This window comes from Anaerocolumna aminovalerica, assembly GCF_900115365.1.
GTDB classification, from domain to species: Bacteria; Bacillota; Clostridia; order Lachnospirales; family Lachnospiraceae; genus Anaerocolumna; species Anaerocolumna aminovalerica.
Map to the genome: position 1 here is coordinate 68061 of NZ_FOWD01000001.1, position 13150 is coordinate 81210.

General features: G+C 34.0%; 11 protein-coding genes. All 11 read left to right on the forward strand.

The annotated features are described in order from the left end of the window. Positions 1–160 precede the first annotated feature (160 nt). The 11 genes from BM183_RS00295 to BM183_RS00345 all read left to right on the forward strand — a co-directional run bounded on the left by BM183_RS00295 (position 161) and on the right by BM183_RS00345 (position 13120). Complete coding sequence (locus BM183_RS00295; RefSeq protein ID WP_170847838.1) at positions 161–952, forward strand: metallophosphoesterase; 792 nt, start codon at positions 161–163, stop codon at positions 950–952. Between the two features lie 27 nt (positions 953–979). Further along, positions 980–1597, forward strand: a complete 618-nt coding sequence (locus tag BM183_RS00300) for a hypothetical protein (RefSeq protein ID WP_091683436.1) — start codon at positions 980–982, stop codon at positions 1595–1597. Further along, on the forward strand, positions 1594–2373 hold the full coding sequence (locus BM183_RS00305) for a segregation and condensation protein A (RefSeq protein WP_091683438.1): 780 nt from the start codon (positions 1594–1596) through the stop codon (positions 2371–2373). The genes BM183_RS00300 and BM183_RS00305 overlap by 4 nt, the downstream gene beginning before the upstream one ends. A 94-nt stretch (positions 2374–2467) precedes the next feature. Next, positions 2468–3037 (forward strand): SMC-Scp complex subunit ScpB, encoded by a 570-nt coding sequence (gene scpB / locus BM183_RS00310; RefSeq protein WP_091683440.1) that lies wholly within the window; start codon positions 2468–2470, stop codon positions 3035–3037. Between the two features lie 294 nt (positions 3038–3331). After that, positions 3332–4660, forward strand: a complete 1329-nt coding sequence (locus BM183_RS00315; protein WP_091683441.1) for an extracellular solute-binding protein — start codon at positions 3332–3334, stop codon at positions 4658–4660. Between the two features lie 45 nt (positions 4661–4705). Further along, on the forward strand, positions 4706–5590 hold the full coding sequence (locus BM183_RS00320; protein WP_091683443.1) for a carbohydrate ABC transporter permease: 885 nt from the start codon (positions 4706–4708) through the stop codon (positions 5588–5590). 3 nt (positions 5591–5593) lie between these two features. Continuing rightward, positions 5594–6430: a carbohydrate ABC transporter permease gene (locus BM183_RS00325; protein WP_091683445.1), complete on the forward strand. Its 837-nt coding sequence runs from the start codon at positions 5594–5596 to the stop codon at positions 6428–6430. An 8-nt stretch (positions 6431–6438) separates the two neighbouring features. After that, positions 6439–8547, forward strand: coding sequence for a glycoside hydrolase family 3 C-terminal domain-containing protein (locus BM183_RS00330; RefSeq protein ID WP_091683447.1), 2109 nt, complete (start codon positions 6439–6441; stop codon positions 8545–8547). 157 nt (positions 8548–8704) lie between these two features. Further along, positions 8705–10435 (forward strand): cache domain-containing sensor histidine kinase, encoded by a 1731-nt coding sequence (locus BM183_RS00335; protein ID WP_170847839.1) that lies wholly within the window; start codon positions 8705–8707, stop codon positions 10433–10435. Between the two features lie 11 nt (positions 10436–10446). Then, positions 10447–11187, forward strand: coding sequence for a response regulator transcription factor (locus tag BM183_RS00340; protein WP_091683451.1), 741 nt, complete (start codon positions 10447–10449; stop codon positions 11185–11187). 394 nt (positions 11188–11581) lie between these two features. Further along, complete coding sequence (locus BM183_RS00345; RefSeq protein WP_091683453.1) at positions 11582–13120, forward strand: spore germination protein; 1539 nt, start codon at positions 11582–11584, stop codon at positions 13118–13120. Positions 13121–13150 lie beyond the last annotated feature (30 nt).

The window sequence follows — 13150 nt, forward strand, 5'->3', positions numbered from 1 at the left end:
CTGTCAGAGATTCTTCACGATTCAGCCTCGCTGAATGTATAGCAATGATTTGGCCTGTTCAGAATGACATGTATGATAGGAGCGGTATATGCTTATTTTTTACGTATTTCTAATTTTCTGTGTACTATTTTTTATCTATATGTATTTGGAGAATTTTAACTTGCAAGTTACTGATTATAAAATATCATCAAGGCGTATTCCAAATGCATTTGATGATGTTTCTTTTGTTGTGCTTGCAGATTTGCATAATAATAGTTTTGGAAGAAACAATGAAAGGCTGCTAAACAAAATCAACAAAGCTAATCCCAAATTTATTGTGATTGCTGGAGATTTAATAGTAGGTAAACAACAAGGTGACTATTCCGTCCCGCTAGCCTTATTGGAGAAGCTAACAAAACAATATCCGGTCTATTATGGTTTTGGAAATCATGAACAAAGAGTGGCGGAAGGGGGAGAGCACTATGATGAAAACTTTAATTTCTATATTCTCAAATTAAAAGAAATGGGTGTCCATCTTGTAAATAATGAGACTTATACTATATACCGAAAAGACAGCGGGATCAATATTACCTCTGTTGAAATAGGAAAAGAGTACTTTAAGAAGTTTAAGAAAATAAAGATGGAAACTGAATATTTGCAAAAATTAGTAGGAATTCCGGATAACAAATGTTATAATATATTGATTGCACATAATCCCATTTACTTTAGAACATATATAGATTGGGGTGCAGATTTAGTACTTTCCGGTCATTTACATGGTGGAATTGCCCGGTTACCATGGATAGGGGGGGTAATTTCCCCTCAATATGAGTTATTTCCCAAATACGATGCAGGAGAATTTCATGAAAATGGACAAACTATGCTGGTTTCCAGAGGACTTGGTACTCATACTATAAAATTAAGAGCATTTAACCGGCCTGAATTAATGGTTGTTACTTTAAAAAGGCCGTAAAGTATATAACTATTTATTGGAGGTAAAATGAAGACCCAACTAATTCGAATAGCAGCAGCTTTCATATCAGGCAGTTTAATTATGATTCTGCATGAATTTCCCAAAGCCATTCTTTTTTATATAATTAATCCATCAAAGGATAAGAAAGATAAAAATATTATATTTAAGTTGCATCACTATATAGATCCCATCGGTATAATATTCTGTATTACCAGTATGGCAGGTTTTTCAAAACCCTATATGTACCGTATTAAGGACAAAAAAACGAATTTTATATTAGGCATTGCCGGCTTTGCCAGTTTGGCATTGACTTTTATAATCAGTGTTCTTATTTTAAGATTTGGAATAGGTATGAATTCTGACTTTACTTACGATGCAAATATCGGAACAACAGACCTTATATTACAATACATTATGGTTTATATGGCACTATTAAGCATTAGTATGTTCATAGTGAATTTGTTCCCTGTATCAACCTTTGATATGGGTCTTTGTATTGCAGGAAAATCACCAAATAAATTTTTCTCCATTATCCGTAATGATTATTTGATTAAAATGATTTTATTTTTTGCTATGATATTACAGATTATTGCCAATATAAGTACTACTATATTAAGGATGCTGTTGTGGAGAGGAAATATATGAGTATTTCTGTGAAACTGGAAGCATTTGAAGGACCATTGGACTTATTGCTTCATCTCATTGATAAAAACAAAGTAAATATTTATGATATTCCTATTGTAGAAATTGCGGATCAATACATGGAATATATTAATAACATGGAAGATAAGGATTTGGATATTATGAGTGAATTTCTGGTAATGGCTGCTACCTTACTTAATATTAAATCCAAAATGTTGCTTCCAAAGGATGAAACTAAAGAAGAGGAAGAAGATCCTAGACAGGAATTAGTAGAACGTTTATTGGAATACAAGATGTTTAAATACATATCCGAAGAATTAAAGGATAAAGAGCTGGATGCTGCAAGGGTGTTCTTTAAGGAGCCTACTATTCCGGAAGAAATCGAAGGCTTTAAGGAAGAAATTGATACTGAAAGTTTGTTGGCTGACCTTACGTTAGCAAAATTACATAAAATTTTTGAATCTGTAGTAAAGAAACAAACGGATAAAATTGACCCAATCCGTAGTAAATTCGGAAAAATTGAAAGAGAAGAGATTAATTTAACGGCTAAATTACTCTCTATCCAAGCCTATGGTCTAAAACACAGGAAATTCAGTTTTCGTAAACTTTTAGAAGCTCAGCCCACCAAGATGGAGATTATCGTAACCTTCTTAGGTGTTTTAGAGCTGATGAAAATTGGACAAGTTATAATCCAACAGGACAATTTATTTGATGATATAACTGTAACATTTACAGGAGACACAATTGCAGAATTTGACGATAGGGTTGTACTTGAATAGATATAATCAAAAGATGATTCAAGTGATTAATTATATATTATAAATCATATCAGGCACCTAAGATAATACATTTTTATGATATGTGGAGGAAAGTATGAAACTTAAAAAAGTAGAAGCTGCCATAGAGGCTATCTTATTTACTATGGGTGAAGCGGTGGAAGTGGAACGTATCGCAGCAGCCATAGAACATGATACAGATACCACTAAAAAAATTATTCGAAATATGATGGATCAATACGATTCTGAGGAAAGAGGCATTCAGATTATTGAACTGGATGGAGCTTTTCAAATGTGTACCAAGCCGGAAATGTATGAATCCATTATTAAAATTACCCATATTCCCAAAAAACATGTCTTAACGGATGTATTATTAGAAACTTTATCTATCATTGCCTATAAACAACCCATAACAAAGCAGGAAATTGAAGCCATCCGCGGCGTAAAATCAGACCATGCAGTAAATAAATTAGTGGAATATAATCTGGTATGTGAGGTAGGAAGAATGGATGCGCCGGGAAGACCAATCCTATTCGGTACAACAGAAGAATTCCTTCGTAGTTTTGGTATTCAGTCCTTGCAAGACTTGCCGGTAATCAATCCGGAAAAAGTGGAAGACTTTAAACTGGAGGCGGAGGAAGAAATTCAGCTAACTTTAGATATATAGTGTGAACTGAAATAACCAAAAGAAATGCTACTCAGGATATGAATAGCTTCAAGGCTACATAATAAATTGAATAAGATAATAAAAACATCTATATGATACTTTCTTAAATGATTAGAGGGATTATATAGATGTTTTTTTAAGGTAATGCATTACATTTAAAACGTAAGTTTCTCCGTTTCGAATCTAGTAAAAATATATGTAAAAAAAATACGTATAGTGGTAAAGATAATACGTTCAAAAAAGATACAAAAATTAACTATAATAGAATTACAAAAATGTATTGGAGGAATGGAAATGAAAAAAAATCTCAAAAAATTACTGGTAATCTTAATTAGTACAACCATGGTTTTATCATTTTCAGCATGTGGTAATAAGAAAACGGATAAAGCCAAAGACGTAGGCAATAATGCGGCTGCGGAAGGGGCCGCAGATGCAAAAAAGGAAGAGATTCAATTGACTCTCTGGAGTATTGCAACAGAAAGTGATGCTTTCAATAATGCTTATACGAAAGCGATTGCCGACTATGAAGCAGCTCATCCAGGAATTAAAATAACACATGAAACATTTGAAAATGAATCATACAAAACTAAAATTAAATCATCGGTAGCAGCAAATGAACTTCCAGACCTATTCTATACATGGGGCGGTGGTTTTTCCAAATCATTCGTAGAATCGGGTAAAGTATTACCACTTGATCAATATTATACAGATGAATTTAAAGCTCAGTTATCAACTGCTGCATTAAATAATGCAACTTATGATGGTAAACTATACGGTTCAACTTATACTACACCGGTATCTGCTTTGTTCTACAATAAAGCAATGTTTGATAAGTATAGTTTAAAGGCACCTACTACATGGGATGAATTTAAAACAGTATGTCAAACCTTCCTTGATAATGGAATCACACCAATTGGCAGTAGTGTTAAAGATACTTGGGTACTTGCAATGACACATGATGCACTTACTTTAAAATCTGCTGGTCCAGAAAAAACAGCCAATGCTGTTACTAAAAATGGTGTAAGTTATAATGATCTAGATTTCTTAGCTTCTGCAGAGAAAATTAAAGAATTAGTAGATATGGGGGCATTTATTGAAGGTGCAACAGGTCTGTCTAACGATGAAGCAAGTGCTAATTTCTATAATGGCACAGTACCTATGTATATTACAGGAAGCTGGATGGGTGGTTCTATCTTAACAGATGCTCCCAATCCAGATGACTTTGATGTAGCGCCTATTCCTGTTATTAATAGTGCAAATGCTAAAATCACAGATTTCATGGGTGGTGCAGCTGATACGATTATGGTCAGCAACGGAACAAAATATCCAGATGTAGCTGGTAATGCGGTATTCGAATTAACTAAAAGTATTTCAAAATATGCTTATCTCGATGGAGCCGGTATTGCAGCATGGCAAGTTGATTATGACGATAGCGCTGTAAATCCAATTACAAAGAAAGTTGCAGAATATGCATCTAACGCAACTTCATTCACATTATGGTTTGATACTTTAATGGATGCAAATGAAGCAGGTGAATATCTTGCATTATTACAAGAATTATATATTGGTAACTTAACACCTGAAGAATTTGTAGAAGCTATGGCTGCTCAATTAGAAGATTAAAAGTAATATAATAATGTTAGTGCAAACTTACCGTGAGGAATTAGAATGGAGAAAGTTAGACGTAATAAAATCGCAATATGTTTATTTATGTTTCCGGCTGTAGTGCTGTTTGCAACGATAATTATAATTCCAATATTTATGTCATCCTATTATAGCCTTCTTGACTGGGATGGGATAACAAAAGGAATATTTGTTGGGTTAGATAATTTTAAAGAGCTTTTTACAAGTAAATCTGCAGGCTTTCCAAAGACTATAGGAAATGCAATGTTATTAGCAGTTTTATCTACCTTTATACAATTACCAATCTCTCTCTTCTTTGCCATAATACTAGGCAAAGGAGTAAAGGGAGAGAAGTTTTATGTAGCAGTATTCTTTATTCCGGTTTTGATATCAACAACGGTAATTGGCCAATTATGGTTAAAGATCTACAATCCAGACTATGGAATTGTAAATGCAGGGCTTAGATTTTTGGGACTTGATAATCTGACCCATGTATGGCTTGGAGAACAGGATACAGCGCTATTTGCAGTATTTATACCAATATTGTGGCAATATGTCGGATATCATATGTTACTTATGTATGCGGGTGTGAAATCAATTTCCCCGGACCTTAGAGAAGCAGCTAAAATCGATGGGGCGACTGAATGGGGAATTGCAAGATTTATTACCATTCCTTTGTTAAAACCAATTATTAGAATCTGTGTTATATTTGCAGTAACAGGTTCACTAAAAGCATTTGACTTAATCTATGTATTAACCAATGGCGGACCTGCTCATGCAAGCGAAGTACCAAGTACATTAATGGTTTCAATGATATTTGGCAGAAATAGATATGGCTTTGGAAGTGCAATCGCAATTATGATTATCTTCCTATGTTTCTTCTTTGCCGTATTAATACGTAAATTATTTAGGACAGAAGAGGTGGATTAGCTGATGGAAACAAAAAAAATTAAAATAGGTAGTATAATTATTACAATTATTTTAGTACTTTGGGCTGTTATTCAGTTATTCCCTCTTTATTGGATGTTTACCTTTTCTTTAAAGGATAATAGTGAAATATTTGGTGCAAATATAATTGGTCTTCCCCATAACTGGATTTGGGAGAACTATACAACGGCTTTAACAAAAGGTAATGTAGCTCGTTATTTCTTTAATAGCATAGTTGTAACAGGGTTAACAATTGCCCTGACTACAGTTACTGCCTTAATGGCAACCTATGCATTAACAAGAATGGTGTGGAAGGGCAGAAAACTAGCAAACAACATCTTTATGCTTGGTCTTACGGTACCAATTCATGCAGCTATTTTACCTGTATTTATTATTTTACGGAATTTAAGGATGACGAATTCATACCAATCATTAATCATACCATATTCTGCATTTGCACTTGCTATGGCGATTATGATTAGCAGTGGTTTTATAGAGAGTATACCAAAAGAATTGGAAGAAGCTGCTTGTATTGATGGTTGCGGTGTGTATGGTATATTTGGAAGAATTATATTACCACTTATGAAACCGGCCCTTGCAACAATTTCTATTTTTGTATTTTTACAAGCTTGGAATGAATTGATGTTTGCCGTTATATTTATTAGTGAATCAAAATTCAGAACATTATCTGTAGGTATACAGACACTTTCAGGCTCATATACAACAGACTGGGGACCAATTGGTGCAGCACTTGTAATTGCTACATTCCCTACTTTAGTTGTATATAGTTTAATGAGTGGTAAAATTCAGGAAAGTTTAGTTATGGGAGCAGTGAAAGGATAGATGGAAGAATGTATTATCAAGAGGAGTTTAAGCAACAGGCAAAAGAAATTGTAGCAAAGATGACATTAGAAGAAAGAGCTGGTCAGCTCACCTATAATTCTCCTGCTATAAAGAGGCTCGGTATTCCGGCTTATAACTGGTGGAATGAAGCATTACACGGAGTAGCTCGTGCCGGAACAGCTACCAGCTTTCCTCAGGCGATTGGTCTGGCGGCAATTTTCGATGAGGATTTCTTAAGTAAGATAGCGGATACAATCGCTACAGAAGGAAGAGCAAAATATAATGAAAGTGCAAAACACGAAGACAGAGATATCTATAAAGGTCTTACCTTTTGGTCTCCCAATATAAATATATTCAGAGATCCACGTTGGGGCCGGGGCCATGAAACTTATGGTGAGGACCCTTACCTTTCAAGCAGGTTAGGTGTGGCATTTATAAAAGGAATGCAAGGAGAAGGCAAATACTTAAAGGCAGCCGCCTGTGCAAAGCATTTTGCAGTACATAGTGGTCCAGAAGATCTGCGCCATGAGTTTGATGCCAGGGTGAATGAGAAAGATCTTTATGAAACTTACCTTCCAGCATTTGAAGCATGCGTAAAAGAAGCGCAAGTGGAGGCAGTTATGGGCGCTTATAATAGAACCAATGGGGAACCTTGCTGTGGAAGCCATACTTTATTAAAAGATATCCTTCGTGATAAATGGAAATTTGATGGACATGTTGTATCGGATTGCTGGGCAATTAAAGATTTTCATATGCACCATCATGTAACAAGTACAGCGGAAGAATCTGTAGCTTTGGCCATGGATGCAGGATGCGATTTAAATTGTGGTAATATGTATCTATATGTGATGAAAGCATATAAAGATGGTCTTATTTGTGAAGAACAGATTACTCAGGCTGCAGAGAGATTATTTACCACCAGATTTAAACTTGGCCTTTTCGAAAAAACTGAGTATGATGATATTCCATATGAAATGGTTGAATGTAAAGAACATAGGGAATTAGCAATTGAAGCAGCCAAAAAAAGTATTGTTATGCTAAAAAATGATGGAATTCTTCCAATTAATAAGAATTCTCTAAAAACCATCGGCGTAATTGGTCCAGGTGCAAATAGCAGACTTGCTTTAAAAGGAAATTACTATGGAACATCTTCCAGATATATTACACTTCTTGAAGGAATTCAAGATGAATTAAAAGATGACGTAAGAGTTTTATTCTCCAAAGGTTGCGAACTGGTTAAAAGCAAAACAGAAACTCTTGCAATGGATCATGACCGTTTAATGGAAGCGATAACGGTAGCAGAACATTCTGATTTAATAATTCTATGTCTAGGACTTGATGAAACCATAGAGGGGGAAGAACTTGATGAAGGAAACAATAGTGGTTCAGGAGATAAAAAAGATTTAGAACTTCCTGAAGTACAACAACGTCTTTTGGAGAAGATTACGAAACTTGGAAAACCAGTAGTTCTATGCCTTACTGCTGGCAGTGCAATTAATTTATCTTATGCAGATGAATATTGTAATGGTATATTACAGACATGGTATCCAGGTGCAGGTGGTGGAAAGGCCGTTGCCGAAATTCTTTTTGGTAAGTGTTCTCCATCAGGAAAGTTACCAGTAACTTTCTATCGTTCCCTTGAAAATATGCCTGAATTTACAGATTATGCCATGGCAAATAGAACTTACCGATATATGAAAGAAGAGGCTTTATATCCATTTGGCTATGGTTTGACTTATGGAAATGTGGTGTGTACTTTAGCTAAAATTGTTGAACCAGTTGTTCAAAATGAAGATATTAAGATACAGGTGAATGTAGAAAATAAAGGTGACTTTGGAACAGAAGAAGTAATTCAATGCTATATTAAAGATTTAGAATCAAAATATGCAGTTCCAAATTATAGTTTATGTGGTTTTAAGAGAATCAGATTAGAACCAAAGGAAAAGAAAACTATTAATATATCCATTCCTTTTAACTCATTAAAAGCAGTGAATGAGAATGGAGAAAAAATATTGGATAGTAATCAGTATAATATCTATATTGGAATTAGCCAACCAGATGGACGAAGCAAGAAATTAACAGGCAATTCTCCTATAGAACTATCATTAAAATTATAATAATATTAGAAATTTACGAGATGTAATATATTTTGTATTTGATTAATAGAAAAGAGTTTCGCAAATTATTAAATAAAGTATGCCTCGAACTGTTCAAATAGAATTCCATTTGCTAAAATGTAATAAATGGGATCTATTTGCATGGGGGGGCAATCTAATGAAAAAACATATGGTAAGAAGAATTAAAAACTGGTTTTCGTCTCAGAAATTAAAAGGAAAAGTCAGGTATTTATTTTTAGGTATTATAGGGTTATATATAACTTTATTTATCTTTATTTATATATTCTTTATTAGAAAAAGTATGTTGGATTATACATTGGAAAGTAATTATAATACAATGATCTCCATTGGAAATAATTTAAATAGTGAAATTAGCACTATAAATAGTATGAGTAAACTTCTAACTGCAGATAGTAACATTAATACCTATCTGTTAAAAGATAAACCTGGTACCAGGTATTCTCATAACGCCATTACTTCAATGTATGATATAACGAATACTTTTAACTATGTAAGTTCTGTTTATTTATACCGACTGGATGGAAGATATGTACATATTACCAATGGAATTACCATAGTGAATCAGTATATATTGGATGAGGAAGAATGGTTTAGAGAGATTGCCAATGCAAGAGGTGGTTATATTTTAGGTGTTAACGGAAGAGGAGCTTTTTTTCGTAAATCAGGTAAACCTCTCGTATCATTTATGCGTATTATAAATGATATTGAGACACAAGAACCGATTGGTTTAATGGTTATTAATTTATCAGATGAAATATTAAATGATTCGTACAAAGATATGACCAGTAATGATAAACAATTTTATTACTATGATAAAAATTTGAAGTTAATTAATCAGATTATTGATTCGAAATTAGAAAGTGAAATTGTAATAAACAATAAATTGTTTGATCAGAAAACCATTGGATCTCTATGGAATGAAAAAATTCTATCCTATTACCATATACCAAATACACCTTTTATTATTGCAGGTATTGAAAAGATGTCTTACATGCATATAATTCCATCAGAAGCAACATGGATCATTGTCTTATTGATAATGTTAACTATCATTTCCTTGATTCTGATTGGTCTTTTTATATCTGTATATATTACCACTCCAATTGAACGTTTAGTACAATCCATGGATATTGCGAAGAGAGGATGGCTAAGGAGGGTGAGTCTGAAGCTCCCTGATGATGAAATTGGACATTTAAAGAATAGTTACAATAATATGCTTGTAGCCATCAATCAATTAATTAATGAACTGTTAGAGAATGAAAAGTCTATGCAAAAAGCTGAGCTGGATGTTTTGCAGGAGCAAATTAAGCCTCATTTTCTTTATAATACACTAGATACCATTGCATATCTTGCCCTTAAGGAATCATCGGAGAAAGTATATGATTCCATTGAAACATTGGGTAATTTTTACCGGAGATTTTTAAGTAAAGGAAGTAAGGTAATTCCTATCAGAGAGGAAGTTGCTATTGTAAAAGACTATTTAAAATTACAAAAGCTTCGTTATGACGACATAATTCAGGACGAGTATGATCTTTGCGAAGATTTACTTGATGTACATGTTCCTAAATTAATACTGCAACCTCTTGTTGAAAATAGTATTTATCATGGGATTCGTTTGAAAGGAGAAAAGGGATTAATTAAAATTACTGTATGTCAAATAGATGATTTTATTCATATCGTAGTTTACGACAGTGGAGTTGGTATGAATAAAGAACAATTAAAGCAGATTATGCAGGATAATAACAAAAGTTTTGGTTTTAAAGGTACAATAGAAAGAATCAGGTATTATTATGGCAAGGAAGATGTTTTTGAGATCAAAAGTGAAGAAGGACTCTATACCCAGATTGATCTTAAAATTCCTTTATAGGGGGATCAGGTATGTGTAAAGTGATGATTATTGATGATGAAAGTGCAATTAGAAAGCTACTGAAGATCACATTGGAGAAAGAAGATTTAGGCCTTGACATTGTGGGTGAAGCGGCTAGTGGCATTGAAGCAATTAATACGATTGATAATTACAAACCAGATATTGCTTTTGTTGACATAAGAATGCCTTTTATGGACGGAATTGAATTTAGTAAATTGGCAATTAAACGTTATCCCAGACTAAAAATTATTATTTTAACAGCTTTTAATGATTTTGAATATGCAAGAGATTGTATCGGAATTGGTGTATGTGAATATTTATTAAAACCAATAGCAAGAGAAGAAATCCGGGAAACTCTGACAAAGTTAATGAAAGAAATTAAAATGGAAAAAAAAGAGGAAGAATGGGAAGAAGAAATAGAAGGCAGTAGTAATTCCATTGCAAAAATCAAGGAATATATAGTGATTAATTATCAGAATCCGGAAATTAATCTGTCATCCATCGCACAACAATATGGTTTTAATCCAAGTTATTTAAGCCGTATGTTTAAAAACAAAACTGGAATCGGGCTAAACGACTTCTTAACTCAATACAGAATGGAAAAAGCAATAAGTTATGCCAAGAAGGGAAAACTTATGTATTTAACAGCAAAAGAGGTAGGAATCCCAGATCCGAATTATTTTAGTAAATGTTTTAAAAAGTATACTGGTAAAATCTATTCTGACTATTCACGATCAAGCTTGTTTGAATAAATGTCCTATGTATATGGGAGCACTTCTTCCTTACCCTAAAGAGTTTGCGTACAGAATTAAATTTTAATTATTCCCATGTAGCTTAATTCGCCAGAAGCCCATTATTTAGAGGGCTTCTGGCGTTTTTAAAATTTCAGATTTTGGGTACCCATCAGTACATTAATCCTGTTTATCTCAAAAGTGCATTAATGCCTTTCTATTAGTTGTGGTTCAAAAATATCTTAAAACAATCCCAGTTTATTCTAATGCTAGCAAATAATATAATTCATTTTGGATATAATATGAAATAAGTTTACTAAAATAGATTTGATAAAAGATGCATTAATTCTGCATTTTAAAAGAGCTCAAGTAATAAGTTAAGATTTTTATATTTTAATGATAAGGTGATGATAGAATGAGCGTATTACATGATGAACAGAATAAAATTATAGCTCCCTTAACCAGAAATCTACAGGAAAATATTGATGCCGTGGATGTTCTGTTTAAAGATTGGGCTGATATCGTAAAACGAAAGCTGACTGTGGGAGGTAGCAATACAGTAGATATTTATTTTGTATATGTTGACAACATGGTTGATAAGGCTTTGTTGGAAGAAGATACATTATGGAATCTGATTCACTGGATGGATGATATGCCTGCCGAGAATCAATTTGACTATATTAAGGATAAGGCTGTAATATCCGCAGATATTTCTGATGTATATACCTTGCACGAAGCTGTTAAATTTATAATGGGCGGAGATACCATTATATTTGTGGATGGCTATGATAAGGCACTAAAAGTTTCTAATAGACATATGGAAAACAGAGGTGTGCAAAAGGCAGAAAATGAAGTGGCAGTCAGGGGTTCCAAAGAAAGCTTTAGTGAGGCTCTTTTTATTAACAGGGTTCTTTTACGCCGCAGAATTAAGGATACAAATCTGAAGATAGTACAGACTACGGTAGGTACCCGAACTCAGACAGAAGTGGCAATTGTTTATATAGAAGGAGTTGCAAAGCCGGAAGTGGTAGAAGAAATTCAACGAAGAATCAAAAATTTTGTTGTAGATGGAATTTTTGACAGCGGTATGTTGGAACAATTAACAGAGAGAAATGTGTATTCACCATTTCCTGAATTTCAGGCAACGGAACGGCCGGATAAAGCTGCTTCTGGCCTGGTGGAGGGGAGAGTTGTACTGATAGTGGATAATTCCCCCATGGTACTTTTATTGCCAACCACTATGAATTCTTTTTTCCAGGCCTCCGATGATACTTATTCCAGGTGGGAAGTAGCAACGATGATACGAATACTTCGTTTCCTTGGAGCATTTATTACGGTAGCCTTACCTGGACTTTATATAGCTGTGGTGAATTATCAGCCAGAGCTTTTATCCTCTGCCTTAGCTCTGTCTTTTGCTGCCGCAAGGGAAGGGGTACCATTCTCTGTAGTATTTGAAGTGATATTAATGGAATTTGCATTTGAAATGCTGCTAGAGGCGGGAATCAGGCTTCCCGGGCCAATGGGAAGTACTCTTGGAATTGTAGGGGGCCTTGTTATAGGTGATGCGGCAGTCAGTGCTAATTTAGTAAGTCCTATGGTAGTCATTATTATTGCAATGACTGCTATTTCAGCATTTACAGTACCAAATGAAGCTTTTGCAGCCGCTTTTCGAGTGATTCGTTATCTAATTATTATATTGTCTGCTTTCTTAGGTTTATATGGCTTTGTGCTTGGGTTTATGATTTTGCTGATTCATCTGGCAGGGTTAAAAAGTTTTGGAATACCTTACTTACTTCCATTTGCAGCGTCTGGAATGGGAGGAAAGAGCGACGGACGGGATGCTATTATCAGATTCCCGTTAAACAAATTAACAGACAGGCCTATTTATGCAAAAGACGATGCAAGAATAAGACTGGTTCGTAATCATGATGAAAAGAAAAAGCAAAAGCAGTAAGTCAGATAAGTTTTATTATACTGACTTCTA

What these genes read in the sequence shown, in the direction of transcription:
- BM183_RS00335 (WP_170847839.1), top strand. Translation starts at nt 8,705, where the DNA reads ATGAAAAAACATATGGTAAGAAGAATTAAAAACTGGTTTTCGTCTCAG.
- BM183_RS00305 (WP_091683438.1), top strand. Translation starts at nt 1,594, where the DNA reads ATGAGTATTTCTGTGAAACTGGAAGCATTTGAAGGACCATTGGACTTA.
- BM183_RS00330 (WP_091683447.1), top strand. Translation starts at nt 6,439, where the DNA reads ATGTATTATCAAGAGGAGTTTAAGCAACAGGCAAAAGAAATTGTAGCA.
- BM183_RS00315 (WP_091683441.1), top strand. Translation starts at nt 3,332, where the DNA reads ATGAAAAAAAATCTCAAAAAATTACTGGTAATCTTAATTAGTACAACC.
- BM183_RS00300 (WP_091683436.1), top strand. Translation starts at nt 980, where the DNA reads ATGAAGACCCAACTAATTCGAATAGCAGCAGCTTTCATATCAGGCAGT.
- scpB (WP_091683440.1), top strand. Translation starts at nt 2,468, where the DNA reads ATGAAACTTAAAAAAGTAGAAGCTGCCATAGAGGCTATCTTATTTACT.
- BM183_RS00325 (WP_091683445.1), top strand. Translation starts at nt 5,594, where the DNA reads ATGGAAACAAAAAAAATTAAAATAGGTAGTATAATTATTACAATTATT.
- BM183_RS00345 (WP_091683453.1), top strand. Translation starts at nt 11,582, where the DNA reads ATGAGCGTATTACATGATGAACAGAATAAAATTATAGCTCCCTTAACC.
- BM183_RS00340 (WP_091683451.1), top strand. Translation starts at nt 10,447, where the DNA reads ATGTGTAAAGTGATGATTATTGATGATGAAAGTGCAATTAGAAAGCTA.
- BM183_RS00320 (WP_091683443.1), top strand. Translation starts at nt 4,706, where the DNA reads ATGGAGAAAGTTAGACGTAATAAAATCGCAATATGTTTATTTATGTTT.